Below are 25,440 nucleotides of genomic sequence, written 5' to 3' on the forward strand. Positions count from 1 at the left end.
GTGTGGAGACTGATTGGCGTGCGCAAAAAGGGAAAAGGCCCACAAAAGTAGGCCTCAAGGTATAACGTTTTATCAAAGGCGCTCGATGACGCCTTTTGTGAAACGTTATTTACTGGCTTTGAACACCGGCAACAGAAGCACGATGACACCAGCCACCAGCACACCATCTGCCAGGACTGACATCATTTTCCCGGTGAAGTCTATTGCCACGACCAGAAACAAGAGCACGGCCGCAGCTAACCACCGCAGTTTCAACATTAGAGGTATTGATCCAGTGGCAACTGCAGAGCCTGAGCAATTTTCTTCAGCTGCTTTTCTTCGTCTTCACCGATACCATCCTGATCCGCGATATCCAGACACAAGCAGAGAACGCTAACAGCATCTGGTGTGCCAGCGACATCGGCCAACTCGGTCATTGCCTGAGCATTGGCACTGCGTGGCGACGCATCATATCGGGCGCGGATGTTACTACTCATCTGAGCAATCTCACCTGCGAACGGGGAGAATGCAGGCAGTGCACTGATGGTCTTTTCAAGAATGGCGATCTCTTTTGCGTCACAGGTGCCGTCAGAATAAGCGATAGAGTAAGCACCCCAGACCGTAGCCTCGACAGCATCGCGATTCTCCATCTTCTTAACTTCAGCAACTGCTTTACGGGCTTTCTTTTTAAACAGGCCAAACATAGTGACTTTCCTTTTAGCGGGTGAGCCAGCGCTCAGGAGTAGTCAGCCCACAGAGATAGTCACACTGACCATCACTCTGGCTCACCCCTGAAAGGCTCTGTGGTTGAAGTGCGCCGAGCGTGGCGCGGATATAAAAAAGGCCCACCGAAGTGAGCCTTTGAATTTCTTATTTGGTGCCTGTCAGGCAGCGACTAATTCAAGTCGCTTGCCCAGCGCTGAGAGCGCCTTCTGAACAGTATCTATTTTGGTCGAGTGGTGCAGATCGAAGATGCGAGTTACCTCCTGCTTTTTAACTCCCATGCGTAAAGCCAGCTCAACCTGAGTTAAGCCGGAAGCAAGGAAAGCATTCAGCAGTAGCACCTTCGCCGACACACTCGCCGGAACCTCTACAAATTCCCCTGTCACCGGACCAGGTGCCGGAACAGGCTGGTTATCTTCAAAGTAGAAATCAAATGAAGCAACCAGCGCATCCAGCCCCATCTCTAACGCTTCTTCACGGGTATCGCCCTGAGTAAGCGCCTCCGGTATATCCGGGAACGAAACCACATATCCGCCGTCGCACGGCTCAAGATTAATCGGGTATCGCATATCGTCTTAGTGAAACTCTGCGAGAACCAGCCCCGGAGGACTGGTTAATTATTTCAGGCCTAACTGCTTCATTATGGCCTTTCGCAGTGGTTCTTTTAACTCAGCACCGGGATGCCTTGGCATTACACTTCGCTTCCCGTTGTATCTCAGCTTCAGATGGTTAGTACCGTTTGAAACTTCGACTCCCTGAGATTCAAGCCACCGCCTGAACTCGCTTTGCTTCACTACTCCTCCTGTCTGTTGAACATGAAGCTATAGTAAACATTTATGCTTACTTGGTCAACATTTTTGTTTACCGGAGGCCGATATTTTTGAAAAAAACCCTGACGCAAAAGCGGTAAGTGCCTTGCCCGTCGGCAACAGGGTGAATTTCTTATCCCCTGCAAGGGATAGACATATCGCTACCCCCTTTAGGGGATATTTCAAATAAAAAACGCCTCCAGGCTGGTAAGGCCTGAGGCGCTTTGACATCCACATTTGGAACTGACTTTACGATGATAAGCAGTACTGCCTAGAAACCACTCTTATCACAATACACATGTTTTTGCGGACCGCGTTAATGCTTTTTTCTTTTTTTCAATGTAAATTTATCTTAATTATTTCTCAAACTGTAAAAGCACTATTAAGTGCTTTCCTCTGGAAACTTATGGAAAAGTCTACTTCGTTTAAAGTGTTTTATGATGCACAAGATGATGAGTTATCAAAGCACTCAATTGATGCGGCAGTGTTAGGTAAGTCCATACTCTCGATGACAAACCTTATCAACAAAGCGGATGATCTGTTGAATGACGGTAACAAATCTTTCAAGGTTTTAGTAACGAGTCCAGCAGTACCTGGTTCCATTGGTATTGATTACACGGTAGTGCAATTACTACCGATGGCGGTTGATGTATTGAAAACAATTGGCATTGTAGGATTAGTAGGTGCTGGCGTTCACTCCTCTGCTCTGTCACTCATCCGCCAACTTGGTAGTAAAAAGGTATTATCTGTCACGCGAAAGACAGGGACCGATCAAGCAATCCTTGAACTTGCAGATGGAGAGATTGAATGCCCGGCTGCAGTTGCAGCTTTAGTAACTGAGCCGGTAATACGCGATGCCCTGATTGAGGTTGTCCAGACTCCACTAGAAGGTAAAGATGAGCCTGTTTTCAAAATTGTGAATGCTGATGGTGAGGTGATTCTTAAACTAGAGGGAGAAGAAACAGAAGAGATAAAACCGATCCCGCGCGGAACATTGCTTACTAAAGACATTGAAACTAAAGATGTAAATGTAAAATTCACTCAAGTTAACTTCCATAATGAAAAGGGTTGGAGAATGTTCTATAACGATGAGGAGCATTCGGTACTACTGACTGACTATGAGTTTTTAGCTAAAGTAAGGCACGCAGAAGGTACTATCACCAGCGAAGATTTATTTGCAGTTACATTAGAAACGACTAAAACCAGGTCTGCGAAAACAAGCTCAGTGAAGTATGTGATAAAAAAAGTGCTGAGGCATCGTGTAACTCAAGGTAACAAGCTGATTTAATAGAAAATGATTCAACAACAGATTTTACAGCTCATATTTTGGTCAGGAGTCATCTTATGCCTCCCAGCCTTCTATCGCTTTTCATATGTTGGATCGGCTTTTCTATGGCGTAAAATCTTCCCAACTCGCAGGATAGAGATTCATTTTACTGAATACGGTCGAAAAAAAACCAACAAAGTGACCATCACTTTGGATCGTAAAAATAGTAAACGTGTTGCTCAGCTTATAAAGGATGCTGAACGTGAGTGAGGATAAGAAAAACCTTTTATCTTCACATCCTGGCTTAACGACGGGCGGACTTGGCGCTGTAATCACCACTCTCGTACCTGCGCTAGTGCCGGACCAAAATAGTTTGTGGCGTCCTGTACTTTATGCTGCTGCTCCACTAGTTTCAGCTGCTATTACCTACTTCATGGCATGGTTTGTTAGCAGGCATGGACTGGAGACTCCTGCTGAAGCTTCTTATCGCAACAGTTTGAACAGAGACCTCAAGAGCATAGATGAACAGCTAAAAAGCCCTCATCTAACAGATGAACTGCGACAAGAGCTGTTAGCTGATAGAGCGCTTACTGTTAGACAGTTGGTCAACATTGGAAAAAGTATAAAAGTTTTGCCTGCTACAGAAGAACCACCAAAAAGCTAAGTGGCATTGCCACTTAGCTATTCAAGTTAAAGCTCTGCTTCCATGTCTAATTTAACTTCTAACCATGCTATACAGCCCTCGATAAACCCTTCGGCCATCTGAACCTGAATGCGTATCATCTTCTCGTCGCATTTGGCTCGCTGTGCTAACTTACGCTTAGATATATTGAAAAAATAGTGCAGCACGATCAGTTCGTGCTCATCGGGTCTGCGGCTGCGAAGTTTAGCCAGGCATGACTCAATCACTAAACCATCATCATCTGTGCAAGAAAGGGTCATTTTGGAATTCTGCGGCAATAACCCTTTGAAGCCAGCTGCAATTGGTGAGTAATCGACACCGCTATGTTCCGAACGCGCCCAGCCTGCCCAACGCTCTAACACCTGTGACATGTCACGCATATTTAATCCTCTCCACACACTTTATTTTTTGTCTGTCCCGATCACGCCGACTGCAATCGCGAAATCAAGGAACCTGAATAGCAGCTCAACCTGGCTGCCAAAATTTGCTTCAAACGCTCTCATATCCCGGTGCAGCTCATCGTGATGCGCTCTGCATAGCGGTATCACAAATAAATCATGCGCCTTCGTTCCCATCCCCCCCTGTCCATGTCCGATGATGTGATGAGGATCGTCAGCCTGTATGCCGCAACATGCGCACGTCTGCGACTTTACCCATCGTGTGTATTTCTCACTTTCCCAGCGCTTACGCTTGGGGCGCTTCATGAATGATTCTGGTGATTCCGGGTCAGTGCGCAGGTCGATTATCTTTTTGACCAACTGAGCAGCATCCTGAATCACCTCGCGAGCCGGTCGCGCCGGAACAATACGGGCTTCTTTCAGCTCGCCGCTCTGGATGATCTCTTTCGGCATGCGCAGGACGCGCCGGGCCGGTGCCTCTGGTATCAGGTCAATCACATCATTCAGGGTTGCCCACCAGCACAGTTCCGGCAGGGTCAACTGGTGGTCACCGTTAAGCGCCATCTGACTGCATGCAGCCCTGATTATCCAGAGTGCGGTGTTACCTATGGCGATATTCTCCAGGCTACCGGGTACGCCGTTTTCCCTGAACTCATTATCGTGGCTATAGCAAAGAGAAACCAGGCCGTTTTCGATTTCTGACACTGTGAATTCATGGTGATGCCACACTCCCAACTGCTCCCACTGGCAGCATCCGAAGGACTGGACGAAGGATGCCAGCGCATTCGGTCCACCAGCGGCCTTTATCACGCGTTTATGGCTGAAGAACGGAATCAGTGAGGGTTCATCGAGCAGCGGCTGTGTGCCGTCATTCAGCCGCCCTGACGGCAGGTCTGCCATATCCATTGTCGGTGTGCTGATCACAACACGACCTTTGAAAAGCCTCAGAAGCTCCGGCCCCGGTTTGAGCAGCACAATCCCTGTGCGCGGCGCTATTTCGGGTGTAAGCAGCGCTCTCACTCAGCACCACCAGCAGCTTTATACGCCGTCCATAGCCCGCCAATCCACTGAACGCCCTTAGCAGTGAAGCGCGACTGACTGAACATATAATTTGATTCGGTAGTGGTTCCGGTTCTCACTTCAAACCGACCGGCTTCGATGTGCTGGCTGTAGGGAGTCAGGACGCCATTAAGGCGGTACATAACACGACTCTCAATCAGAAACAGGCGAAGCTCTGGCTCTTTAGCCTCAAGAAGTTTTGCCACCTGGCGGAATGTCATTGAACTGGTGGCCGTGACATAGCGATCCACAAACGCAACCTTTGGTGCGGCTTCAGTAAGCTGCAGCTGCAGGCGATCCTTCTCCTCTTCCATTTCGGCGGCCAGGCGGAGTGCCTCAGCAAAGGTTCGCGGGATTTTAACTGGCTGGCTTTCCTCTAACTCATGCAGCCGCTTAATCACTTTCATGCGAAGGATGGCACTGTAACCGGTGATGAGGCATTCGGTGTGCTCACGGTCGAGGTGATACTCAGTTCGCTGTCGGTTCATGGTGTCGAGATAGATACGCTGGAATTTCAGCGCATCTTCTCCCAGGTCATCCAGCATACGGCGAATATCTACAGTGACATTTTTGTGTTCTTTGCCGGTCAGTTCGGCAATCTCACGGCTGGTCATGATTGGGGATTGAATAGCATTGACTACAGGCGCAATAGCACCCGCTGATTGATTCAGCATTTTGACCTCTCCACACACGATTTACGCACTATTTTTAACTGGCCCCGCCCCGTCATCTGCAAATGAACGGGACCAACCTTGTACCAACGACTGCAATTCGCTAGTACACCACGCACTATATCCAATTTTACTGGTCATGTAACCAGTTGCGGACCTATGCCGCTACCGGCTGAAACTCACTGATTACAACCTCAGATTTCCCGCCCTTAGTTACCGGGCCCCACTCTACAGTGAACCGCTTAATCTGTTTGTCATCGCCCCATATACCGGCATGAGTGAGGCTGTCGAACAGGGCTTTGAGGTAATTATCAAGATCACGCTGGCGCTTGTCCGGCGGGAACAGCAAAACACTCACCTCAACATTCACTGTAATCGGCTGTGGTCGGCGTTTAAGTTGCTCCATGACGGAGGCAAGAGCATTGGAGCGGAAACAGCGCCCGGAGGCGCTGATCAATACTCCCTTTCTGGTGTTACGCCAGTACGTGTTTACGCTTGGCGGGAATGGGAGAGTTAACTTCATGCAGTCTCCCCAATACCCGGAATAGTCATCTGACCGGCAACTTCACGAACTGCCTGGCGCAACATGCGGATATTCAACCAGCAATCACGGTTAGTCTGCTCCACCAGCGCGATAAACTCCTGAACCGTGCATGGCCTGTCCTGGCGAACGTCAATCAGCACCGCTGAGAAACGCTGCAATTGTTCCTTTGCCAGCTCTGCATCATCGTACTGCTCTGATACCCACAGCTTTAGTTCGAGATCGTCATGATGCTCTTTGATGAGGCGTACCGCTTTAGCAATGATCTCTGCCGGAACGGTCACACAGGTAGGGTTCTCAACAGAGTCCGCCGCCCAGGTATGCGCGTATTTTGATTCGCTGTAGGTGTACTCAGCTTTCATTTTGAACGCGGCAACTACGCACGCCCACGCTTCAACACCGCTTTGCTCAAGGATTTCGTATTTTAGAAGCGGCAGGTCATCACCATCGCCGTTCTCTGACTTAACCGGGGCCGGTTGTTCGCTTGCTGATTGAGTCACGCCGTAATGCTCTTTGGCGATCAGGATAATATCCATCAGCTCAGCGGCCTGCAGGTCAGTTTCAAACGTCAGCGTAATGCGTGCGCCTTCATCGCTCTGCTCTGTCTGAGAATGTTTAGCAATCAGTTCTGCAAGCTTGCGTGCCTGGGCAGCACTGAACTGCGGCATCGCATCGGTCTTTGTCAGCTTCTTTTTCCCTGCCGCTTTCGCCTTCTGCATCTGCTCCTGAGCAATGGATGAGGCTTTAACACCATGTTCGCGCTGCAGTGCTACTGCTGTGGTTGCGGCCACTTCGCCGGATTTCACCATCTCAATCAGAGGTTCGCCAACGGTCAGCAGCTGCAAGTGTTGCTCAACATCGGTGATCGAACGTTTCACCTTGGCGGCGATCTCGGCTGGCTCTAAGCCCTGGTTAACAAGGCGCTGATAGGCTGCTGCACGTTCCAGCGGCAACAGGGCGCGACCCTGACTACTGGTGACCATGAATGCCACGCTGTCAGCTTCACTACCCACGAAGTCTTTGCACTCAAGGCGCAGCGTGTAGCCTGCTTCCTGTGCCAGCTTCGCACCGTAATAGCGGTGATGGCCATCGATGATCTTAATGCCCTTTTCGGTGACCTTAACAGCCAGCGGAGGCACGTGTTCACCAGCGATAAAGGCGTCGCGGAACTCCTCGACATGGGTCTGATCGATATCACGGATGTTGTAATTAGTTTCTACATACAGCTCATCAACGCCCAGCAGGTAGGTTTTACGGGTGGTGATATCGGTATCGCTATTTTTCTTGTCGTCGTAAATGCGCGCTAATGTGCTCATGCTGTGGTCAGCTCCCATGTCAGGACAATAATCAGGGCGGCAATCATCACCGCTGCGGTGCGGATGGCCTGGTAGAAAATCTCATTGCGTTGGTAGTGGCTCTTCAGGTGCGCTTTCATTGGCGATCCTCACTCAGGAAGCTTTCGCCAATACGGCCTGTATCAAGCCCGCCATAGCTGCCACAGTTCAGGGAACCCTCTGCTGCACAGCGGTCGCAGTTCTCTTTGGCTTCGTTACGTGATGCATCGAACTTGGCCACCAGCATTGCTTCACGCCATACCCGTGCTGCACGCAGCCAGAACCCTTTGCTCTCCAGTTCTGTAGCCTGCTTCGCCAGGTGGGTGTATTTCTCGCTCTCAACCGGTAACGGGGCGGTGTTGATCGAATAACTCCAGTCGCTGGCACGCTTGAGAGTCCCTCTGGTGAACAACGGTTTGATGAAGCGCTTCACTGAAGTTTCATGCAGGCCAGTGAGCTTGCAGAGATCGCGCACCTTCAGCGGGCCATTGCGGGTAATCAGTTCAAGAATTTTTGATTCGTGGTTGATCATGATTTTCTCCCGTTAACCGCGAAAGCCGTGAGGCACTGAGCTGTCAGGCTGTGGAATGACAGTGATATCCCGCTGCATGTTGCGCTTCAGGGCATTCCACTCAGAGCGTGGCGGGCGACCGGCCTTATCCCACTTGGTCGCTGACTGGAGATAGCCAGGCAGGTTGCCGGGGATGAACAGAGTTTTGGGCCGCATGTACTGGTATTCCTCAGTGCCTTCCCAGTGGGCGTGTTTGTAATCCACCACCAGGCAAAGCTCTTCCACCGTAAATCCATCTTTCAGCCGGGATTTGATGTGACCCATCGACGACTGCGCCTCTGTGTGCTTAGCGCCAGTAACTTTGTTCAGGTGGCGTAAGACTTCCCGAGAACGATGAAGGGTTGACCACTCATCGTCGGGTTGCGTCGCAACCTGACAAGAAGGGGTTGTTGTAATCTCTGTAGTATTCTCTGTTGTAATCTCTGTAAGAGTGGGACAAATTGACCCGATGGATTGGGACAACTTGACCTTATCCATAGGGACAGATTGACCTTTTCGATCAGGACAATTTGTCTCTCTCGATAGGGACAAATTGTCCCTATCGGTCAGTAAAGGGCTTGCGTAGTTAATTGCGTAATAATTAGTCTGGTCGTGCTGCTTCTTTTTAAGCTGCTCAACATAAATCAGACCCATTTTTCTTAATGAAGAAACCGTTCTCTGTATCGTCTTGCCGGTCCACCATGGAAACTGCTCATTCCAGGCGTTAATGCTGTTATAAACCCAGCGTTTGCCGTCATATTCGACGCCGGATGTAGTGTCTTCCAGCCAATAACAAATCTGCTGCAGCACAATTGCCTCATTCAGACCAATGCGCTGGGCAAGCTCAGGGCTTATCACCAATGGTTTAACTTTCAGAAGTAGGCTCATGAATTACTTCGACCTCTCTGAAATACTGCTTGAACCGTTCGAGAGAACTGAAGCACTCGCCATGTTCGTAGTTGTCACGCAGATAGATAACCCTGTCGTTCTCTGGCTCCCAGCGAATGACCCGCACAGGGACGCCGCGCTTATCTCGGAAGATACGGTCAAGTTCTCGCATTTGGTCGCCTTCATTCGCTGGTTAGCATTGCCCACAGCCCAGTCAACAAAGCTGTGGTTAACTTCTTCGCTGACGCCTGGTACATTGAGCACATACCGCAGCGGCTCACTGCTGAGACGTCCACCAGCTGAAGGAAGGCAACGGAATTGCGGTAACCCTGATAATCTGATTAAATTGATCACGCGATTAGTTCTCCACACACGTTGATTTAGTCGCATCGAACGCCGCGGGCTGCAATCCTGCGGCGTTCACCTTTTCTGGCGGGCAAAACACGCGATACAGCAGCGTCAGATGCTCCTGCCACTTAGCCATAACCTGATAGCTGTTCTCTTCAATCTGCTCGCGCTCCGACGCATCAATCACGCCATCGGCGGTTGCTTTACGAATGTAGGCAGAGTGCTTGCCAATCCACTCAACTGACTCCATCAGTCGCTGATTGATATCCGCGTTATCAACATCCTCAATGTCCACCAGCGGAACGTTGACGCTGTTTGACTGGCGGGATACGGCGTTAGCGATGTACTTTGTGCCGCTTGCCTGCTGCAGAACCATCGCCCAGCCCATTGGGAAAATCTGATCGCCATTGGTACGAAGACGGTTGAACAATGCATCTTCAGTCACACCCAGCCATTCAGCTGCTTCTGCATATCCGCCCGGTAGACTTGAAATAGTCTTCTTGATTGCTGCCACCAGCCATGCCGGTTGCCTTTCAATTTGCCATTCTGGTTTACCCACTGCTTGAATCCTCTCACTGTGGTTTTGCTGTCAACGAAACGGGTGATACATTTTCATTGCCGGTTTGGTATCTCTGCGGATAAAGAATTTCCAGCTCGCTAATTTCGCCTTTGAAGAAGACCGACAGCTTCTCAGCGACTTCCAGCGAGGCGACCTGGATACCTCGTTCAATACGGCTCAGGTTGCCAACATCAAGACGAATCGCTGTAGCTACATCGCTCAATGTTTTTCCTTGCGCCTTACGCAAGTTTCTTAACGGTGTGACCATAAATACCTCCTTTAATTGCGTAATACGCATAATATTGTATGCACGCGGATTGCGCAAGTTGATTTGCGTTTCGTGCAAACCAACATTTAAATAGGGTCATGAACATAGGAAACCGCATCAGAGAGCTTCGCTTACAGCGAGGTATGAAAATGAGCGATCTGGCCGAAGCTGTTGGCGTGGATCAGGCAAATATCTCCAGACTTGAGACAGGAAAACAAAAATCATTTACGGAGCAATCGCTTATTAAAATAGCTGAGGCTCTTGAAGTAGGTCTTTTTGAATTATTTACTCCCACCCCTCCTGAAATTACTGTATATAATCACAGTAAGGATAACGTAAAGGATGGCAAGGGGGAGGATGTGTATCGTGTCGACTTACTTGATATAACCGTGAGCGCTGGACCTGGTGCATTCGTAAGTAGTGACACCGTGGATGTCATTCGTTCTATTGAATATAACTCTGAGCACGCTAAATCTTTCTTCAGCGGGAAGCCTGCGAAGATGGTGAAAATGGTCAACGTTGGCGGTGATAGTATGTCAGGTACTATTGAGCCAGGTGATTTAGTTTTCGTAGATATATCAGTGAATAAATTCGATAGTGACGGCATCTATGTGTTTGGCTTTGACGGTAAAGTGCACATTAAGCGACTTCAAATGATCCCGGATAAACTGCTGGTGATCTCTGATAACACACGCTATCGCGACTGGTTCATTGACGAGGCAAATGAACACAGGTTCTACATATTTGGCAAAGTCATGATTAGCCAGTCTCAAGCTTTCAAGCGCCACGCTTAGATCCTTTCCAGTTCAAAGAACACCCGGCTTGCCCGGGTTTTTTTGTGTCTGCCGCATTATATTTGCATATTACGCAACTTAACACTTGCGAATATCGCATATTCGATTTATTGTTTCTTCATCAAGACAGCACAAACGTTTGCAGGCGTAACTGTCTACTGTGTGGAGAAGAAATGAAGCTAATTAAAAACATGTCGAACACAACGGTCAGGGACCTGATTACCTTTTTGAGGCTCTTCCCAGATGCTGATGTTGTCTGTTGTGGTGATGCCGGTGTGGTGATTGTGCAGTGTGATGTTGAAAACGTGGTTCGCGGACCAGCGTTTTAAGAGTGCTGAATTGCTGTGTTGGCGGTTACTCATGAAGGTTTGTTTAACCGCCCTTTTTCACAACGGCAAGAGCATTGCAAGAGCTGGAGCATGACAGCTATCAGGAATGGGCGTCGGAACCTAATGGCCTGAAAGCTGTAAGTTAAGCAATGCTCTTCCCGTTGTGGTGAATGCGGCCATCGCGCGCGGAAGACTGACAAAGATTGCACACAGTCTAAGAGTTTCCGCTCTGGTGTTTGTCAGTCTGACCAGAGCACCGGGAGGCACCCGGCACCGCAGCAACCTTTCAAGTGTGTGGAGTAATCGGGCTGTGGGTTATTGCAGTAACCCACCAGCCAACTTAAACGAATCCCAAAAGTTTTTATTGCCGTCACTGGCAAGGGATTCATGCAACCAAAAATCGTGTGTGGAGAGTTTCATGGAAAAGCCGAACGACCATATAACCGTAGGCATTATCACCCTGCCCTATAGCCATATCCTGAACGGCTGGAGATTGCCTGACGGCTCTGTAGTCACCAATCCAATTAAGGCGCAGAACGAAGCTGAGCGCCTTAACAGCACCATCACCATTCACTGAGGGCGATGACATGCATCATTTCAAATCGAATAAAGAAGTCGTCGCTGCAGGCCACCAGTTCGCTAAGAACATCGGGATGGATACTCCTCTTATCGAAATGGCAAAGATGGTGACTGAGCTGTCGTCGCGTCTCGACGTTGCCACCGTTCGCGCCAATCTGATGGCTGCAGAGGTACTGCGTATCAACAGCGTTCTGCCTGACACCATCAACGCGCTTCAGGTTGCTGGGGCTGATATGACCCTGATTGATGACCTGAATGCAGCGCTTGCTACGCCAGCCTGTGACCAGTGGATTCGAACTCTGCGCGGTGAAGCACTCGGTGAGGCGCGTCGGGCTGTGTCAACTATGGGTAATCAGCAGCTGCCCGGCACCTTACAAGCGATCAACATCATTTCCCAAATGGAAATGGATTTGCTCCGCTCACGTACGGTAACGCTGAAGGTGGTGTCATGAAAAAAGTTGCCCAATTTCGCCGCAGTAATGGCCCAAATGCCGGTTTCAGTGAAAAGCTAGCCTGGCAGTTATCAAAAGGCCCGGCAACGGGTCGGGAGCTGGCGCAGCAACTCGGTATGACGCTGAGCGAGTTTAATCGGTTAGTCCTTCACATCATGCGCCGCGGTGGTGAAACACTTCAGGTTGAGGCATCCAATCAGGTCTGTCTCGGTGGCGGCTCAATCGACCGCACTTATACCCTGGTCAGAAACCCGCGCCGTGTTGCTCCCCCGCCATGCAAGCCAATGGTTATCAACTACAGCAACGACCGTTCTGAAGAGGCTATTAAGCGCCATCGTGAAGCAGCTGCACGCCGTGCTCGTCTGATTGCCAGCGGGCTGTATCTGGAATGCATGGGTTAAGGGGAAGACGATGAAAGAACAAAACGTTGTGATGTACGAATCTGATGAAGCGGCCAGCATTCAGACTGTTACTGGCTGGGTCGATCGCACTGGTCGTTTCTGGGGTAAAGACGAACACATGGCTCGTTACGCGGGCAGCACGCACCGTATCTGTCAAAAAAACCATGGCCATGGCTCCCATGCAACAAATGGCTATTGTGAGAAGTGCTATTCAGAAAGCCGTCAAAAATATTTTGCTTCTCTTGAAAGAAAGGTCTGGGCAGGAGAACCACTCGTTATCTTCGACAACGATAACTACTTTTTTGACTCTGAGTCTCTCGCAGATTACTGCTGGGAGAATTGCTTGTTGCCGAGTGAGCTCCAGTTACTTATTTGCGAGTCGAATTACCCCCGCGAAATCGATATGAATGATCATTGTGAAGAGATCATTCCTGATGGCGGCGATCACCATGATATTCCCGAAGCGATATGGCAGGCAGCAGAGGCGCTGAATAAAGCCATTCGAGAAAGCTCTCCAATCTCATGGTCAGGTGGAAAGTTTGCAGCGATCATCTCTGATGACCTGCTAACGGATGAGCAGAAGGCTGAAATTTTTGCTGAGCGCGCTAGTGCCGGTAAGGATGGTGAGTGATGGCTATTTGGATTGAATTGCGATGCGAACGTCGCGGTGATGGGCTGGATGCGTCATCCGGCAAACGCTGCTGGTCTGATGATAACAATGGGCCGGGGGAAATGGCTGATGACACTCTCGCAAATATGGCTAGCGTTTACCAGTTTCTCAAACAAGATGCCGCTAAAGCGGGCTGGAAATTAATTCGTGGTGAAGGCTGGGTATGCCCCTGCTGTGTAAAGGGAGAGCCATCATGACCAAAGAGCAGAAGCAGGCGCTGATTGATGAGATTGTAATACAGGCGTTGCGTGATGATGTTCGCCACTGGCAGCAGCGCGCTGAAGCAGCAGAGGCGAAGCTGGCAGAGCTGGAGAAGCAGAAGCCGGTTGGAACTGTCAGCATCGCTATGGATTGGAACACTTACCGTAATGTTGCGACTGTTAACATGCGTCATGATCTTGTGGTGTCAGAAATGAAAGACGGGGATGAACTTTTCACCCGTCCCGCGCCCGCCGCTGACCTAGATGATTTGGTTCCGGATGAATTGACGCGCGAAGCTTGGAGGCAGCTTTTCATCAATGAAGACTACCAAGACACATTCCGTTGTGGATTCAGTGCCTGCCGCGCCGCCATCCTGCGCAACATTGAGGAGGCGAAATGAGCGACAAAAAATACCCCAGCAACCTCTATCTTGAGTCTGTGACAACAAGCGTTGATTTTGCGAGCCATGTTTCGGTTGAGGCTGTCATTGTCATGGCAAAGGAGTTGTTGGCGCTGCGTAAGGGTCGCGAGATACCGGAGGGATGGAAGTTGGTACCAGTCGAGCCCACAGAGGAGATGATTGCTGCTGGCGATCAGTTCATGGATGGCCTGTCTCGCTTGGGCGATGCTTACGACGCCATGCTGGCAGCAGCGCCGGAGGTGGAGTGATGCCGAGACAGAAAACCACAGTGAAGCAGCTGATCAACCAGCTGCGCAAAATGCCACAGGATGCCGCTGTCGTCTGGCAGGATCATGACCATACCGAACACGAATTTAACGCGATGGTCAACGAGGCGCGGTTAGGAACCGACGGTCTTTGCGAGAACGTGGGCGCAGAACCCGGAACAGTCGTAGCGTTGAGGGGATGATCAATGCCTAAATCCCCCTCCGAACGCAAAGCAGAGCAGCGTGCCAGACAGGCCGCTGCCGGTGGTAAAAAGCTGGAGCTGGCGCTGGATAGTCAGGAACTGGAGATGCTGGCGCAGAACTGCGCCGCACGCCGCCCCGGTCGTGAACCGTATGAGCTGAACGAGTACATAGCGCTGTTAATCCGCCAGGACAATGCACGGGTCCGTAGCCGGTTCAGAGCGATGAGTAAGCGCAAGTGCGGCAAGTGTGGTGACAATCTTCCTGTGCAGGATTGCCCATTGAAAGAAGAGTCAGCCTGCTGGGTTCGGCTGGGCTGGCACGAAACAAAACTTAACGTGTGACATGTCACATTGATTAAAATCCTGATGCAGCAGGAATGTGTGGAGAAGAATATGCACCACGACTTTATGAGTGAAAAAGAAGTTATGGACGAAATTGGTAAGGCGAGAACGGCACTCTGGCGGCTGCGTAAGCAGCATGGCTTTCCTGCGCCAGTGCTAACACATCCGGCGCGGTATAGCCGCAGAGCAGTGGAGAAATGGATTTGTGATGGAGGGATTAACCGAGCTGTTTAACGTGCCAGAATATTTTATCTGCGTACAGCTCATACGCCTTTCTTTGATCTTCCAGCCAGTCGTGTTTGTTGTACACAGCCATGACACCACCAAGTTCATGCCCCAGCATTTTCTCAGTGACATGGGGCATGATCCCTTCGCTTGATAAGTTAGTCACCAAAGAACGGCGGAAGTCGTGGGTGCGCCATTCAGGTATATCAATACTCTCTCTCAGTTTCCGCATGTACAGATTTGAAGAAGAGCGGTCGATGGCTTTATCCAACTCCTGCCCAGGAAACAAAATCTTATTCCCATTATTGAGAAGACGCTCAACCATAGGCTTCATTTGTTCAAAGATCGGACGCCTGATGATGTTCCCCATCTTTGAATGTTCCGATGGGGTAGTCCATATCCAATCAGTGGTATTAAATTCTTCAGCATTTGCAAGGCGAAGCTCAGACAAGCGAGCCCCCCACAGCAACAGCATCTGGTGCAGTAACCTGTTTGATGTAACGACCTTGCTGTTCTCAAGCGCCAGCCATACTTTAGCGAGCTCGCTGTAGGTCAGAACGCGATCACCAACGTCCGGTTTCTTGCCAATATTTTTGACACTCAGTTTAGTGATCTCACATGAAGGTATCAGCTGCCGGCTGATGCACCAGTGAATGACTGATCGCAGTTGGAGCAACAGAACGCGGGCTTTCTTCTTATTCAGCTTTTCCTGTTTATCAAAGAACTGGACCCAGGCTGATACAGGGATGTTGGCAACAGGCACATCTTCAAATTCGTTGTACATGGTGTTGTACACAACAGATTTGTACAGCACCTGTGTGTTGTGCTTGAGGTCTTTAACGTACTTTTCCCACCAGTTATCGAGGCACTCTTTCAGTGTCAGCTCACCAGTGCTTCCGGCAAAATAGGTTTTTGGGTTAACCCCCTTCGTGTACAATCCACGCATCTCGCCTACGGCAATGCGGGCATCTTTCAGCGATGTTGAAGGGTAGCGACCGACAGTGAGACGCACAGGCTTTCCATTCCAGCGGTAGCGGTGCTGAAATGTAATTGTGCCAGATGGAGTGATGCGAACGCTCAGACCGTCACCATCGGTTAGTTCCGCTGGTCCGTTGTAAGCTTTGCCATTGATGCTTCTTAATTTGGTGTCACTCAGCGCCACAATGATTTCCTGTACACAATCCCTAAAGGCATTCTGTACTCAATGTGTACTCATTGGCAAGTGAACGAAGCGATGTTCAAGGTGAAGTGAGGGGAACCACGCGAAACAAATTAGAATGCAAAGCTTGTAAAAAACTGAGGTTTTACGATAGGATGCGAACCGTCGGAACAACTTCAAAACTTCCGCGAACAACGTCCTCTTAGTTAAATGGATATAACGAGCCCCTCCTAAGGGCTAGTTGCAGGTTCGATTCCTGCAGGGGACACCATATGTTAGCCCATCAAAGTATTTCAAAGTCTAGTCAACTCTTTAACTTCAAACACTTACCTCTCGTTAATAGCCCATTAACGTTTACCGCTGTATTTCAAAATCCACTCTGTTTAGTTGGTACATATGTTGGTATGTTAAGTTCGATATTGCAGATACCATCATCTGAGGGTTTTTAGTATGGCGCTCACAGAGTTAAAAGTAAGAAATACAAAGCCTTCTGATAAACCTGTCAAGATGACCGACGGTAATGGTATGCACCTGTTGATCACCACAAGTGGTTCCAAGTACTGGCGTTTTCAGTATCGCTTCGCTGGTAAACAGAAAATTCTCGCACTGGGTGTTTATCCTGAGGTTTCATTGTCAGAAGCCAGACGAAGAAGAGATGAAGCCCGTCAGCTCGTTGCAAACCATGTAGACCCAAGTGAAAAGCGCAAAGCCGAAAAGATTGATAGCAAGGGCTTGCTAACATTTGAGCAAGTTGCACGACAATGGCATACCAGTAACAGAACCTGGTCAGAAAGTCATAGAACAACTGTTTTGAACAGCCTTGTTTCCCATGTGTTCCCTGTCATCGGCAAACGTAATATCAGCGAGCTAAAAACTCGTGATTTGTTGGTTCCTTTGAAAAAAGCAGAAGCTTCAGGACACAATGAATTAGCTTCCCGATTACAACAACGCATTACGGCGGTGATGAGGTATGCCGTTCACAATGCATTGATTGAACAGAATCCTGCAAACGACCTCGCTGGTGCTGTTGTTTCCACTAAAAGTGTTCATCGCCCTGCCCTTTCTCTGGAGCGATTGCCAGAATTGATGAATAGACTGGAAGCATATAAAGGAAGAGGCATTACCCAAATTGCAGTGCAGTTAACACTCCTGACCTTTGTCCGTTCGAGTGAACTGCGTTTTGCTCGCTGGTCAGAAGTCGATCTCAAAAATTCATTGTGGACCATCCCCGGAAAGCGACAACCTATGGAAGGGGTAAAATATTCTGCAAGAGGGGCAAAGATGAAAATGCCTCATTTGGTTCCATTAAGCTCACAAGCCAAAGCACTTATGGAAGAGCTTCATACAATCAGTGGTAACAAAGAACTTATGTTCATTGGTTTTACCGGGGATGACAAACCTATCAGTGAAAATACTGTCAACAAAGCACTTAGGGCGATGGGTTACGATACGAAAGTAGAAGTCTGCGGGCATGGTTTCAGGACTATGGCATGTAGTGCCTTAATCGAATCGGGATTATGGTCGAGAGATGCTGTGGAAAGACAAATGAGCCACCAGGAACGCAACAGTGTCCGGGCTGCTTACATACACAAAGCGGAGCATTTGGAAGAACGGAGACTCATGTTGCAATGGTGGGCTGACTATCTGGAAGCTTGTAAAGAAGCAGCACAGACACCTTTTTCCTTCTCTATTCAGCATTCAGAACAGTAAGTAGCAAACGATACGTATTAAATATTTTATAATCGATAACTCAATGTGAGCTGCGAATATCTATTAAGAAATTAAAGCTTTCCTTTGTAAGATAAACTCAAAGAGGTTGCTAATGAGCATATCGAAATAAATCTGATATTTGTGATAAGAAACTTCGCGATTTAGACTAATAAACTCAAACCGAATAAAAGCCAGCAATCAATGCTTGGCTTTTATATTTTAAAGAAAAATAATTTACATATACTTTATAATCTTTTTTTAAAATTATCATGCTCACCATCATCAGGACTTAGTATGCTACTTACCTTAGTTTTTTCTTCTTTAACCCTTCTTCTGACCAGCATGTCCTCAAGGTTGTTCTCAAAATTATTATCAAACAATTCTTCTACGATCCAATGCTCAACCCTACCATTTGTTTCGGTATAATGACCTGATAAATCAAAGTTATTTATTATGAACAGTGCTTTTTCAGCAAACTCAAGTTCAAAATATTTCCTAAAAATATCGATTACTATATTCCACCCTGGAAATTTTTTGAAGTGGTCATATACTCCTCTTTCAATAAGTAATTGTGATGTAGTCTCTCCAAGCCTAACCACGACTTCTTTTATATCATCATCTGTTATTTCTTTCTTATCCATAGTAAATCTCCTTTTTAATCGAAAATCATTAAACTATTAATCTTATTTTTATAAAAGTCAAACCCACTCAATTAATTTATAACCAAAGAGAAATCATATTCTGATATTTTTGCTTAATTCTTATAGACAGTATCATTGAAAAAAATATTGATGTGTTTGTTTTTGATTTATTCATTTTATTCAATAAGTTTTATCCTCAATATCAACCAGGCAATATTATCCAAAAAATATGCTCCTCCGAACTCTTTCACAATATGGCTCTCTCATCTTTAAACCGCCCTACTATTAATTCACACTTTATAGGTGAATTTCTATGAATTCTTCCTATTTCATACTGTCCTAACTCCCGCAAACTTAAGCGCTTACTCTCACAGATAAGTTGAGAGATGGACCATTTGAAAATATGCCATGAGAAAAGAAAAAAAAAGTTGCAACTGATAAAGAATTGATCAATTTTTATACAAATCAGTATTCCACAGTTGCACCAAGGCATTGCAATGGACAATAAAATAGAGCAAAAACAGAAGGTTAAAGTAGCCCAATATCTACGGATGTCTACAAATCTTCAGGAATTTTCGTTAGATAACCAAGCTCAGTTCATAAAAAAGTATGCTGACGACAACAATATGGAAATCTTGCATACCTATGATGATGCAGGAAAAAGCGGTGTATCCACGTCAGGAAGGCATGATTTTAATAAGTTAATCAACGACATACTCACTAAGGAAATCAATATTGATGCTGTGCTTGTATATGATGTAAGTCGTTTTGGTCGCTTTAAAGATCCACAAGAAGGAATCTACTATAAATATCTATTAAAAATGAATAAGGTAGATGTCATCTACTGTGCTGAAAATCTTCCTGCGAATAGTGATACTGAGACATTCATACTTTCATCACTTATGTATGCTGCGGGAGCCTTTAGTAAAAACCTTTCAATCAAAGTATTTGCCGGACATGTAAATCTTGTTAAGCGAGGATACTATCAAGGTGGAGTGCCTGGATACGGACTTAAAAGAAAGTTACTTGATAATAATAACAAAGCGAAAATGATACTCAACAATGGTGAGAGAAAGAGTCTGCAAACAGATAGGATAGTCTTAGTGCCAGGAAGTAAAAAGGAAACGGACTTAGTAAAGAAAATATTTAACATGTTTATTTTTGAAGGATTAAATGAGTATCTCATTGCTTCAAAACTAAACCAAGAAGGATATAAATACAGCGACAAATCGGATTGGACACGAAGCCGGATACATTCTGTGCTTATAAATAATCGCTATACTGGTAAGTATACATATAATCGAACATCTCAGAAACTAAAAACCAAAAGAGTTCAAAATCCTGAAGAGGATTGGGTTGAGTATAATTCCTTTTTTAAACCCATAATTTCAGAAGAAAAATTCAGGTTAGCGAAAGAGATTATTGATAACCGCTCAATAAAAATGAGCAATGAAGAGATCCTTGAATTTTTAAAAAAGGTCCTTTCGACTCATGGAAAAATATCAGGTTTTATCATTGATGAAGAGGATGATGGCCCATCAAGTAGTGTAGTAGCAAGCCGCTTTGGAGGACTTCTTCCAGCATATAAGCTGATAAATTACACACCCGAACGGGATTACCGCTATTTAGAAATAAACTCAGCCTTACGAATTAAACATGACAACATTGTGAATAAAATACACCAAGAAATAAATAATGGCGAAGTATCTATATTAGATAACAAACTAATCACCATAAACAAAAGCTTAACCTTTTCCATAATACTGTCTCGATGTCGAAAAATGGGTTCTGGAAAATGTAGATGGATAGTTAGATTAGACAGGAGCTTAAATCCCGAAGTTAATGTGATTGCAAGAATGAACAGCCTTAATACCGAACCTGTAGATTATTACATCCTACCTTCAATTGAAATTTTTGAAAGTGAGTTGTGTCTAAAAGAGAATAATAACCTTCTATTCGAAATGTATAGATTTGACAACATCAGGACATTCTTTGATATGCTTTCAACTGCGGAAATAGAGGTAGCCTAAATGAACGACGATCAAATTCATATGCTTGAAATATCAAAAATAAAAGTTGTAATTCCTCGTTCTCGGAACAAATTCAAACATGCTGAGATAACAGATAGTATCGATACAAGTGGATTAAGAAAGCCAATAACAGTAAGAAGGATTTCGGATAGAAAATATGAATTTGCCTTAATTTGTGGTCAGGGTAGACTTGAATCACTCACAACTTTGGGAGAAAAGCTAATACCTGCTTTCATACTGGACATTGATGAAAACAAAGCATACATAATGAGTTTGGTTGAAAATATGGCTCGTGTAATACCAAGAGCTGGTGAGCAGTTCCAACGAATAAAAGAAATGAATGAGCAAGGTTTATCTAACAAAGAAATATCCTATTCTACTGGCCTATCATTGCACTGGATTACCAGCCTAACTATGCTAATTAGCAAAGGAGAAAACAAACTATTATCTGCTGTAGAATCAGGAAGTATTCCAATCTCACTTGCAGTTGAAATTGCCAGAGTAGATTTCGAAGGTGGACAAGAGTTACTAATTAAAGCGTTTGATGAAGGTTTAATTAAGCATAAAGATGTTGGTAAAATAAGAGATATATTGGACTCCCGAGATGAAGGTTTGAAAGGATTTCTGAACAATAGTTTCGGAGTTGCAAAGAAAAAGAAAAAACTCACTACTGATGAGCTTAAACAGATATATCAAGATAATATTTCACAGCATAGAAAAATTAAAAATAAAGCTGAATATGTTGAGAGAAACTTACTCATAGCCAGTCAAATATTCAAAGAGCTATCTGACAACGAAGAGTTTAGTAAAATCTTAGACGAAGAGAATTTAAATGAAGTAGTAAAAGTTATAATGAAAAATACTTCTTGCTGAGGCCAAAATGATTAAATACTGCTTTAATGAAAAAACGGTCAGCTTTAGATTATGTGATCTTATTTATACTAAGAAACTTCCTACCAACTACAAAAGCAGCCAAAAATACATACAAATAAAGAGCACGATATCTGCACTTGGATTAGTCGAACCTATACTGGTTTACATTGATGGGGCTGATGGCACTGCAAAAATCCTTGATGGTCATCTGAGAGTTGAGGCATTAAAAGATATTGGAGAAGAAAGAGTTGCTTGTCTCGTTTCAACTGTTTATGACACTTATACTCCCAACAAAAAAGTTAATAGAATAACAATCATTCAAATTCAGAAAATGTTAAAAGAAGCTGTTCGAGTAGGAGTTCCTGAAGACATGCTCTGTTCAGCCTTGAATATAAGCTCCGATTCATTAAAAAGTAATCTATCAGTTCTTAAAGGCATATGCCCTGAGGTTATAGAGCTATTTAATGATAGAGATATACCTAAGAACACATTTATGATCTTAAAAAGGATGATTCCTTTTAGGCAAATTGAATGTGCAAACCTGATGATAAAATTTGATAATTATTCAAAAATTTTTGCTCAATCGCTTTATCACAGTTCATCACCTGAGCTTTTGAACGACAAAGGTAAACCTAACATTGATGAGAGATCCGGTAATAGAAAAGCAATTGAAAGGCTTGAAAAAGAGATGGCTCAGGTCCATTTCGATACGCAAAAGATAAAAGAAAACTACGGTTCCAATAGCCTGAAGTTAACGATAGTTATCTCACACATAAAAAAAATACTCGAAAACCCTAAGGTTTTCCATTGGCTTCTTAGGAATAAACAAGATTACCTTAGTGAACTGACCAAGATATCTGACATTGATAAATTAACTTAAATATTTTTTTCTTAGGATTAAAACTTTTCGAGGATGATGATATCAAACTCGCTCAAGTTAAGAAAACCCAGGCTATTGCTATAAGTGTCAGCGATGCCGGAAGAGTTGAAAAGAGCAGAGAAAGAGCAGAGAAAGAGCAGAGAAAGAGCATAGAGCTTAGAAGAGATTGCTCATGTTTTTAAAGTGTTCAGAGAACACTCTGACAGCTTCTCTCGTGATAATTATTTGGCTTGTGCCCTGCTACTGCTTCTCGCTGTTCGTAAAAGTGAGCTTACAGAGGCTCCTTGGTCAGAATTCAATTTAAAAGATAAAAAATGGTTCTTAATTAAGGAAAGGAGCAAATCCGGTGTTGGCATCGTCATCCCACTTCCTCCGCTCGCTATTGAGATTTTAGAAGAACTAAAGGTAAGAGCATGGGATTCGCCTTATGTCTTCCCTAATCGCCGGACAAGTCAAAATCGCACATGGGAAAAGAAACTCTCAACAGAGCCATAGCGAAGCTGTTCGGGATTGAACCATGCAAGAAGAAGAAACCAAAAAACGTTATGGGCGATATTGCATACTTCACTGTCCATGATCTGAGAAGAACGAGCCGGAGCCTACTAGCTTCACAATCCGTTCCCCCCAGGTAGCTGAAAGGTGTCTGAACCATAAACTCAGAGGAGTCGAAGGCATCTATGACAAGTATGATTATTTTCAGGAAGCAAAATGCATTAAAAAACATTATCAATGTCATTGAGTTATGCCATTGACAATTCCATTAAAAAATAAAAAACGTTATAATACATATAGTTGATAATTTTTAACCCTATAAATAGTTAAATATTTCTTTACCTGAAATGAATTTTTTATGAAAATAAGAACATACTGAAAAAAAATTTCTAAATTACTACACATCAACAATTCGAGGTTAAAGTGGCTTCTATCCAAGTTCTCAATGCTATAGCTGTAAAGATTGTTCCCCCAAAAGAGGAACAAAAGGATTGGTCATATACAGTAGGAACACCCTGGCCCATAGACCAGAGTGAGGTTATTACTTTTACCACACGAGTTGATGCCAGATTCCATAAAAGCAGTAAAACTCATGCACAATTCCTTAAACCATATCCTCTCAATTCATTCCCTGCAAAACTTTCAAGTTATGTTCAAGATGAAAGCACTTTTCAAAAATTCGTGGATGAATTTGTAAGCACAAAATTAATAACTCAAGCAAAGCAATCACGAGCCAGCAACGGAGCAGTTTTAGTTTTTACTCACTATAAGCTTGAGAACTTGAGAGAAGATGGAACCTCTGAATTATATTTTGAACGAATCTTAGTATTAATGCTAAAAAATACAGATGCTCTTAGATTCAAAGATAATCTTCAACTTAACCCAGTAGATATTATTGACTTAGATAAATTTCTCCAAGGTGCGAGAGTCGATTTGGTTAGATTTAAAGCAGTAGAGGATGGCGAAAATAAAAACAATTTATGCTTTATTCGGGGTAGTGGAGAAGTAAGACAGTATTTCACCTCTTCAATCGGTGCAGATGAGATTGTATCAAATAAAACAAGTAGTGAGCAGGTTATCAAAGCTATCGAATCTTTTGCAAAGGAAAACAGCTTAAACCGCGCTCTTAAAGAAAGATTAGAATCAAAAGTAAAAGAACTTTTTGATAGCTGTAAAAGAGGGCAGTCCATTTCCCTCGATAAAATACAAATTCAAATTGATGCTATTTTACCTATAGACAAAGCTGATATTAAAAATACTTTTGTTGATTTTGTTAATGAAAATGGATTTGAAGTAAATGAAGAGTTTGAAGTTTTAGCGAGTCATAAGAAACAGCTTGAGTGGTTGGACTTTGAAACCCCGATTGCAAAATTAAGTGTCCGAAAGCATCAGATTGGTCTACCTAATTCAGATAAGCCTGTGATATTTGACAAAGATACACATGAAGTGACATTAGTGCAAAAAATAACCGACCCGATATTGATCGCTAAATTATCAGAGTTAGCAAATGAATAATGAAGAATTAATTAAACTACTGCTCAATATGAAAAAGCATGTGGTTTCAATCGAATACGAAGATCCATATCAAGTGTGGATCTACGATTCCATTTCTTTTTCAAAAATAGAGGAGTCTTTTAAAGAAGCCCAGAACATAGATTCTTTAGCATTAGAAAAGACTGAAGAAAATACCGTTATAAAATTATCTATTTTACTGACAAGTTCAATTGGATGGTTTAATTCTATCTCAGAGCTATTTAAAGCATTAAGAGTATCAATTAAAAATAAAACAGATTTTCCGAACTATTTTTATATTAATGATTTTGAAGACGAAGGTATACTAAAAGTTAGCAAATCGGTTAAAGCTTATTCTCAGTGGTGTGAGATCTTGTCACGCATATCTGATCATATTGAATATGAAAACTCAGGAGCATGGCCTAACTATATTTTCGTTATGGAAGGTGGTAAATCAAAAAAGATAACCACCTATAAGCTGCCCTTGAAAAATTTAGAAGATGGCTTTTTATGTGAAATAGATACTGAACCTTGCGATATTAAGAGCCTTACAAACATTGACCTCCATTCATATGAAAGAAAACTCGTAATGAGATCTTCATTAATTGAGCTGTATAATGATTGTGACTCCAAAGATGACTTTCTCTCGTCTTTATTAAAATCGCCAAAAAAACTTTGGGACTTATTCGCAATAAACTATGAAATCTATATCAACAAATATTCAATTAATAAAATAATTAATGATGTAGAAGTCCAGAAGTTAGATTTCCTTTCAAAATTAAACTCATTAGTTCAGGAGCACCAAACTAAATCACTAACAATCCCTGCTGTATTAGTCAGCACAGCGATAATTAAAGGATGGACTCCATCAGGATTGTTACTTATTTTTGTAGCTATGTTACTAACTTGTGTTGTAGTTATTATGGGCATCCATAACGCTAAGAACTCTCTAAATGACATTATTGAGTCTTCAAATAAAACCATGGAGCTATTTAGTAAAGAAAATTCAGATGATGCAGATCTTGTTTTAACTCAAAAAGTAAACGGTGTAATAAATGATGCTTTAGCGAAATTAAAAGTAAAGAAAAAGTCTGCTGATAAAATGTTATTAAAACTTGAATGTATGATTTATTTTGGGTGCTCTATATGGTTTATTTTCGTCCTCTATCAATTTAAAGATACCCTTATCAGCTTTATAAAAATAT

The 25,440-nt window shown here is 44.5% G+C and carries 37 protein-coding genes, 1 tRNA gene and 1 pseudogene; 22 read left to right on the plus strand and 17 right to left on the minus strand.

Annotation, left to right across the window (positions count from 1 at the left end):
* Window positions 1-105: 105 nt before the first annotated feature.
* From AFL22_RS24020 to AFL22_RS11100, 4 genes are all read right to left on the minus strand, one after another.
* Window positions 106-258 carry a DUF3927 family protein gene (locus tag AFL22_RS24020; protein WP_156311593.1) on the minus strand — a complete coding sequence of 51 codons (153 nt, stop codon included), beginning with the start codon at window positions 256-258 and terminating at the stop codon, window positions 106-108.
* The gene (locus AFL22_RS11090) at window positions 258-683 is read right to left on the minus strand and encodes a tellurite resistance TerB family protein (RefSeq protein WP_052271419.1); all 426 of its coding nucleotides are present in this window, start codon (window positions 681-683) and stop codon (window positions 258-260) included. Before AFL22_RS11090 ends, AFL22_RS24020 begins: the two co-directional genes overlap by 1 nt.
* Before the next feature lie 180 nt (window positions 684-863).
* On the minus strand, window positions 864-1,271 hold the full coding sequence (locus tag AFL22_RS11095; protein WP_052271420.1) for a type II toxin-antitoxin system HicB family antitoxin: 408 nt from the start codon (window positions 1,269-1,271) through the stop codon (window positions 864-866).
* A 48-nt stretch (window positions 1,272-1,319) separates the two neighbouring features.
* The gene (locus AFL22_RS11100) at window positions 1,320-1,496 is read right to left on the minus strand and encodes a type II toxin-antitoxin system HicA family toxin (protein WP_052271421.1); all 177 of its coding nucleotides are present in this window, start codon (window positions 1,494-1,496) and stop codon (window positions 1,320-1,322) included.
* Window positions 1,497-1,830: 334 nt separating this feature from the next.
* On the opposite strand from AFL22_RS11100, the gene AFL22_RS11105 reads away from it, so the two are divergent.
* Both AFL22_RS11105 and AFL22_RS24025 read left to right on the plus strand, forming a co-directional pair.
* Window positions 1,831-2,799, plus strand: a complete 969-nt coding sequence (locus tag AFL22_RS11105) for a hypothetical protein (protein ID WP_241773181.1) — start codon at window positions 1,831-1,833, stop codon at window positions 2,797-2,799.
* Window positions 2,800-3,040: 241 nt separating this feature from the next.
* Window positions 3,041-3,442: a hypothetical protein gene (locus tag AFL22_RS24025; protein WP_156311594.1), complete on the plus strand. Its 402-nt coding sequence runs from the start codon at window positions 3,041-3,043 to the stop codon at window positions 3,440-3,442.
* Window positions 3,443-3,468: 26 nt separating this feature from the next.
* Here AFL22_RS24025 and AFL22_RS11110 read toward each other — a convergent pair whose 3' ends face one another.
* The 11 genes from AFL22_RS11110 to AFL22_RS11155 form a co-directional block, all read right to left on the minus strand.
* Window positions 3,469-3,840, minus strand: coding sequence for an antiterminator Q family protein (locus tag AFL22_RS11110; RefSeq protein WP_052271422.1), 372 nt, complete (start codon window positions 3,838-3,840; stop codon window positions 3,469-3,471).
* Between the two features lie 21 nt (window positions 3,841-3,861).
* Window positions 3,862-4,878 (minus strand): DUF968 domain-containing protein, encoded by a 1,017-nt coding sequence (locus AFL22_RS11115; RefSeq protein ID WP_052271423.1) that lies wholly within the window; start codon window positions 4,876-4,878, stop codon window positions 3,862-3,864.
* Window positions 4,875-5,591 (minus strand): phage antirepressor KilAC domain-containing protein, encoded by a 717-nt coding sequence (locus AFL22_RS11120; RefSeq protein WP_052271424.1) that lies wholly within the window; start codon window positions 5,589-5,591, stop codon window positions 4,875-4,877. Before AFL22_RS11120 ends, AFL22_RS11115 begins: the two co-directional genes overlap by 4 nt.
* A 154-nt stretch (window positions 5,592-5,745) precedes the next feature.
* Entirely contained in the window at window positions 5,746-6,111 is a 366-nt protein-coding gene (locus tag AFL22_RS11125) for a RusA family crossover junction endodeoxyribonuclease (protein ID WP_052271425.1), read from the minus strand.
* On the minus strand, window positions 6,108-7,445 hold the full coding sequence (locus tag AFL22_RS11130; RefSeq protein ID WP_052271426.1) for a chromosome partitioning protein ParB: 1,338 nt from the start codon (window positions 7,443-7,445) through the stop codon (window positions 6,108-6,110). Before AFL22_RS11130 ends, AFL22_RS11125 begins: the two co-directional genes overlap by 4 nt.
* Complete coding sequence (locus tag AFL22_RS24650) at window positions 7,442-7,564, minus strand: hypothetical protein (protein ID WP_254920038.1); 123 nt, start codon at window positions 7,562-7,564, stop codon at window positions 7,442-7,444. The genes AFL22_RS11130 and AFL22_RS24650 overlap by 4 nt, the downstream gene beginning before the upstream one ends.
* Entirely contained in the window at window positions 7,561-7,995 is a 435-nt protein-coding gene (locus tag AFL22_RS11135) for a PerC family transcriptional regulator (RefSeq protein ID WP_052271427.1), read from the minus strand. The genes AFL22_RS24650 and AFL22_RS11135 overlap by 4 nt, the downstream gene beginning before the upstream one ends.
* 12 nt (window positions 7,996-8,007) lie before the next feature.
* Window positions 8,008-8,901, minus strand: a complete 894-nt coding sequence (locus AFL22_RS11140; protein WP_052271428.1) for a conserved phage C-terminal domain-containing protein — start codon at window positions 8,899-8,901, stop codon at window positions 8,008-8,010.
* Entirely contained in the window at window positions 8,879-9,073 is a 195-nt protein-coding gene (locus tag AFL22_RS23410; protein WP_072123905.1) for a DUF4222 domain-containing protein, read from the minus strand. Before AFL22_RS23410 ends, AFL22_RS11140 begins: the two co-directional genes overlap by 23 nt.
* A 186-nt stretch (window positions 9,074-9,259) precedes the next feature.
* The gene (locus tag AFL22_RS11150; RefSeq protein ID WP_052271430.1) at window positions 9,260-9,808 is read right to left on the minus strand and encodes a YmfL family putative regulatory protein; all 549 of its coding nucleotides are present in this window, start codon (window positions 9,806-9,808) and stop codon (window positions 9,260-9,262) included.
* A gap of 13 nt (window positions 9,809-9,821) precedes the next feature.
* Window positions 9,822-10,076: a helix-turn-helix transcriptional regulator gene (locus AFL22_RS11155; RefSeq protein WP_052271431.1), complete on the minus strand. Its 255-nt coding sequence runs from the start codon at window positions 10,074-10,076 to the stop codon at window positions 9,822-9,824.
* 98 nt (window positions 10,077-10,174) lie between these two features.
* On the opposite strand from AFL22_RS11155, the gene AFL22_RS11160 reads away from it, so the two are divergent.
* The 12 genes from AFL22_RS11160 (at window position 10,175) to AFL22_RS24505 (ending at window position 14,947) form a co-directional block, all read left to right on the plus strand.
* Window positions 10,175-10,870, plus strand: a complete 696-nt coding sequence (locus tag AFL22_RS11160) for a S24 family peptidase (RefSeq protein ID WP_052271432.1) — start codon at window positions 10,175-10,177, stop codon at window positions 10,868-10,870.
* Between the two features lie 173 nt (window positions 10,871-11,043).
* Entirely contained in the window at window positions 11,044-11,199 is a 156-nt protein-coding gene (locus AFL22_RS24255; protein WP_197276787.1) for a hypothetical protein, read from the plus strand.
* Between the two features lie 418 nt (window positions 11,200-11,617).
* Window positions 11,618-11,776, plus strand: coding sequence for a DUF1317 family protein (locus AFL22_RS11165; protein WP_052271433.1), 159 nt, complete (start codon window positions 11,618-11,620; stop codon window positions 11,774-11,776).
* Window positions 11,777-11,786: 10 nt separating this feature from the next.
* Window positions 11,787-12,230 (plus strand): hypothetical protein, encoded by a 444-nt coding sequence (locus AFL22_RS11170; protein WP_052271434.1) that lies wholly within the window; start codon window positions 11,787-11,789, stop codon window positions 12,228-12,230.
* Complete coding sequence (locus tag AFL22_RS11175) at window positions 12,227-12,631, plus strand: hypothetical protein (RefSeq protein ID WP_052271435.1); 405 nt, start codon at window positions 12,227-12,229, stop codon at window positions 12,629-12,631. The genes AFL22_RS11170 and AFL22_RS11175 overlap by 4 nt, the downstream gene beginning before the upstream one ends.
* 10 nt (window positions 12,632-12,641) lie before the next feature.
* Window positions 12,642-13,262: a hypothetical protein gene (locus tag AFL22_RS11180; protein ID WP_052271436.1), complete on the plus strand. Its 621-nt coding sequence runs from the start codon at window positions 12,642-12,644 to the stop codon at window positions 13,260-13,262.
* Entirely contained in the window at window positions 13,262-13,498 is a 237-nt protein-coding gene (locus tag AFL22_RS11185) for a hypothetical protein (RefSeq protein WP_052271437.1), read from the plus strand. Before AFL22_RS11180 ends, AFL22_RS11185 begins: the two co-directional genes overlap by 1 nt.
* Entirely contained in the window at window positions 13,495-13,902 is a 408-nt protein-coding gene (locus tag AFL22_RS11190; RefSeq protein WP_052271438.1) for a hypothetical protein, read from the plus strand. Before AFL22_RS11185 ends, AFL22_RS11190 begins: the two co-directional genes overlap by 4 nt.
* A complete protein-coding gene (locus tag AFL22_RS11195; RefSeq protein ID WP_052271439.1) occupies window positions 13,899-14,171 on the plus strand; it encodes a hypothetical protein in 273 nt (90 codons plus the stop codon). The genes AFL22_RS11190 and AFL22_RS11195 overlap by 4 nt, the downstream gene beginning before the upstream one ends.
* A complete protein-coding gene (locus AFL22_RS11200) occupies window positions 14,171-14,371 on the plus strand; it encodes a hypothetical protein (protein ID WP_052271440.1) in 201 nt (66 codons plus the stop codon). Before AFL22_RS11195 ends, AFL22_RS11200 begins: the two co-directional genes overlap by 1 nt.
* Window positions 14,372-14,374: 3 nt before the next feature.
* Window positions 14,375-14,713 carry a hypothetical protein gene (locus AFL22_RS11205; RefSeq protein ID WP_052271441.1) on the plus strand — a complete coding sequence of 113 codons (339 nt, stop codon included), beginning with the start codon at window positions 14,375-14,377 and terminating at the stop codon, window positions 14,711-14,713.
* A 51-nt stretch (window positions 14,714-14,764) separates the two neighbouring features.
* The gene (locus AFL22_RS24505) at window positions 14,765-14,947 is read left to right on the plus strand and encodes a hypothetical protein (protein WP_072123908.1); all 183 of its coding nucleotides are present in this window, start codon (window positions 14,765-14,767) and stop codon (window positions 14,945-14,947) included.
* Here AFL22_RS24505 and AFL22_RS11210 read toward each other — a convergent pair.
* Window positions 14,931-16,100, minus strand: coding sequence for a site-specific integrase (locus AFL22_RS11210; protein WP_052271442.1), 1,170 nt, complete (start codon window positions 16,098-16,100; stop codon window positions 14,931-14,933). The two genes, AFL22_RS24505 and AFL22_RS11210, sit on opposite strands and share 17 nt — an antisense overlap.
* A 193-nt stretch (window positions 16,101-16,293) precedes the next feature.
* Here AFL22_RS11210 and AFL22_RS11215 point away from each other — a divergent pair.
* A tRNA-Arg gene (locus tag AFL22_RS11215) sits at window positions 16,294-16,368 on the plus strand.
* 179 nt (window positions 16,369-16,547) lie between these two features.
* Entirely contained in the window at window positions 16,548-17,807 is a 1,260-nt protein-coding gene (locus AFL22_RS11220; protein WP_052271443.1) for an integrase arm-type DNA-binding domain-containing protein, read from the plus strand.
* A gap of 245 nt (window positions 17,808-18,052) precedes the next feature.
* Here the strand turns inward: AFL22_RS11220 and AFL22_RS11225 are convergent, their stop codons facing one another.
* The gene (locus AFL22_RS11225) at window positions 18,053-18,448 is read right to left on the minus strand and encodes a hypothetical protein (protein ID WP_052271444.1); all 396 of its coding nucleotides are present in this window, start codon (window positions 18,446-18,448) and stop codon (window positions 18,053-18,055) included.
* 497 nt (window positions 18,449-18,945) lie between these two features.
* On the opposite strand from AFL22_RS11225, the gene AFL22_RS11230 reads away from it, so the two are divergent.
* The 6 genes and pseudogenes from AFL22_RS11230 to AFL22_RS11255 form a co-directional block, all read left to right on the plus strand.
* Entirely contained in the window at window positions 18,946-20,478 is a 1,533-nt protein-coding gene (locus AFL22_RS11230; RefSeq protein WP_052271445.1) for a recombinase family protein, read from the plus strand.
* Entirely contained in the window at window positions 20,479-21,351 is an 873-nt protein-coding gene (locus AFL22_RS11235; protein WP_052271446.1) for a plasmid partitioning protein RepB C-terminal domain-containing protein, read from the plus strand.
* A gap of 7 nt (window positions 21,352-21,358) precedes the next feature.
* Window positions 21,359-22,231 (plus strand): plasmid partitioning protein RepB C-terminal domain-containing protein, encoded by an 873-nt coding sequence (locus AFL22_RS11240; protein WP_052271447.1) that lies wholly within the window; start codon window positions 21,359-21,361, stop codon window positions 22,229-22,231.
* A gap of 86 nt (window positions 22,232-22,317) precedes the next feature.
* Window positions 22,318-22,970, plus strand: a pseudogene (locus tag AFL22_RS23420) (site-specific integrase); the annotation flags it as partial.
* Window positions 22,971-23,146: 176 nt separating this feature from the next.
* Window positions 23,147-24,238, plus strand: coding sequence for a nucleoid-associated protein (locus AFL22_RS11250; RefSeq protein ID WP_052271449.1), 1,092 nt, complete (start codon window positions 23,147-23,149; stop codon window positions 24,236-24,238).
* Window positions 24,231-25,440 (plus strand): hypothetical protein (locus AFL22_RS11255; protein WP_052271450.1); only part of this gene is annotated, 1,210 nt, incomplete at its 3' end. The genes AFL22_RS11250 and AFL22_RS11255, both read left to right, overlap by 8 nt.

Source organism: Pantoea sp. CFSAN033090 (assembly GCF_001264395.1).
GTDB lineage: Bacteria > Pseudomonadota > Gammaproteobacteria > Enterobacterales > Enterobacteriaceae > Pantoea > Pantoea agglomerans.

Coding starts and splice junctions, on each gene's coding strand:
- AFL22_RS24020 (WP_156311593.1), bottom strand. CDS start 258: ATGTTGAAACTGCGGTGGTTAGCTGCGGCCGTGCTCTTGTTTCTGGTC.
- AFL22_RS11090 (WP_052271419.1), bottom strand. CDS start 683: ATGTTTGGCCTGTTTAAAAAGAAAGCCCGTAAAGCAGTTGCTGAAGTT.
- AFL22_RS11095 (WP_052271420.1), bottom strand. CDS start 1,271: ATGCGATACCCGATTAATCTTGAGCCGTGCGACGGCGGATATGTGGTT.
- AFL22_RS11105 (WP_241773181.1), top strand. CDS start 1,831: ATGCTTTTTTCTTTTTTTCAATGTAAATTTATCTTAATTATTTCTCAA.
- AFL22_RS11110 (WP_052271422.1), bottom strand. CDS start 3,840: ATGCGTGACATGTCACAGGTGTTAGAGCGTTGGGCAGGCTGGGCGCGT.
- AFL22_RS11120 (WP_052271424.1), bottom strand. CDS start 5,591: ATGCTGAATCAATCAGCGGGTGCTATTGCGCCTGTAGTCAATGCTATT.
- AFL22_RS11125 (WP_052271425.1), bottom strand. CDS start 6,111: ATGAAGTTAACTCTCCCATTCCCGCCAAGCGTAAACACGTACTGGCGT.
- AFL22_RS11130 (WP_052271426.1), bottom strand. CDS start 7,445: ATGAGCACATTAGCGCGCATTTACGACGACAAGAAAAATAGCGATACC.
- AFL22_RS24650 (WP_254920038.1), bottom strand. CDS start 7,564: ATGAAAGCGCACCTGAAGAGCCACTACCAACGCAATGAGATTTTCTAC.
- AFL22_RS11135 (WP_052271427.1), bottom strand. CDS start 7,995: ATGATCAACCACGAATCAAAAATTCTTGAACTGATTACCCGCAATGGC.
- AFL22_RS11140 (WP_052271428.1), bottom strand. CDS start 8,901: ATGAGCCTACTTCTGAAAGTTAAACCATTGGTGATAAGCCCTGAGCTT.
- AFL22_RS23410 (WP_072123905.1), bottom strand. CDS start 9,073: ATGCGAGAACTTGACCGTATCTTCCGAGATAAGCGCGGCGTCCCTGTG.
- AFL22_RS11155 (WP_052271431.1), bottom strand. CDS start 10,076: ATGGTCACACCGTTAAGAAACTTGCGTAAGGCGCAAGGAAAAACATTG.
- AFL22_RS11160 (WP_052271432.1), top strand. CDS start 10,175: ATGAACATAGGAAACCGCATCAGAGAGCTTCGCTTACAGCGAGGTATG.
- AFL22_RS24255 (WP_197276787.1), top strand. CDS start 11,044: ATGAAGCTAATTAAAAACATGTCGAACACAACGGTCAGGGACCTGATT.
- AFL22_RS11165 (WP_052271433.1), top strand. CDS start 11,618: ATGGAAAAGCCGAACGACCATATAACCGTAGGCATTATCACCCTGCCC.
- AFL22_RS11170 (WP_052271434.1), top strand. CDS start 11,787: ATGCATCATTTCAAATCGAATAAAGAAGTCGTCGCTGCAGGCCACCAG.
- AFL22_RS11175 (WP_052271435.1), top strand. CDS start 12,227: ATGAAAAAAGTTGCCCAATTTCGCCGCAGTAATGGCCCAAATGCCGGT.
- AFL22_RS11180 (WP_052271436.1), top strand. CDS start 12,642: ATGAAAGAACAAAACGTTGTGATGTACGAATCTGATGAAGCGGCCAGC.
- AFL22_RS11185 (WP_052271437.1), top strand. CDS start 13,262: ATGGCTATTTGGATTGAATTGCGATGCGAACGTCGCGGTGATGGGCTG.
- AFL22_RS11190 (WP_052271438.1), top strand. CDS start 13,495: ATGACCAAAGAGCAGAAGCAGGCGCTGATTGATGAGATTGTAATACAG.
- AFL22_RS11195 (WP_052271439.1), top strand. CDS start 13,899: ATGAGCGACAAAAAATACCCCAGCAACCTCTATCTTGAGTCTGTGACA.
- AFL22_RS11200 (WP_052271440.1), top strand. CDS start 14,171: ATGCCGAGACAGAAAACCACAGTGAAGCAGCTGATCAACCAGCTGCGC.
- AFL22_RS11205 (WP_052271441.1), top strand. CDS start 14,375: ATGCCTAAATCCCCCTCCGAACGCAAAGCAGAGCAGCGTGCCAGACAG.
- AFL22_RS24505 (WP_072123908.1), top strand. CDS start 14,765: ATGCACCACGACTTTATGAGTGAAAAAGAAGTTATGGACGAAATTGGT.
- AFL22_RS11220 (WP_052271443.1), top strand. CDS start 16,548: ATGGCGCTCACAGAGTTAAAAGTAAGAAATACAAAGCCTTCTGATAAA.
- AFL22_RS11225 (WP_052271444.1), bottom strand. CDS start 18,448: ATGGATAAGAAAGAAATAACAGATGATGATATAAAAGAAGTCGTGGTT.
- AFL22_RS11230 (WP_052271445.1), top strand. CDS start 18,946: ATGGACAATAAAATAGAGCAAAAACAGAAGGTTAAAGTAGCCCAATAT.
- AFL22_RS11235 (WP_052271446.1), top strand. CDS start 20,479: ATGAACGACGATCAAATTCATATGCTTGAAATATCAAAAATAAAAGTT.
- AFL22_RS11240 (WP_052271447.1), top strand. CDS start 21,359: ATGATTAAATACTGCTTTAATGAAAAAACGGTCAGCTTTAGATTATGT.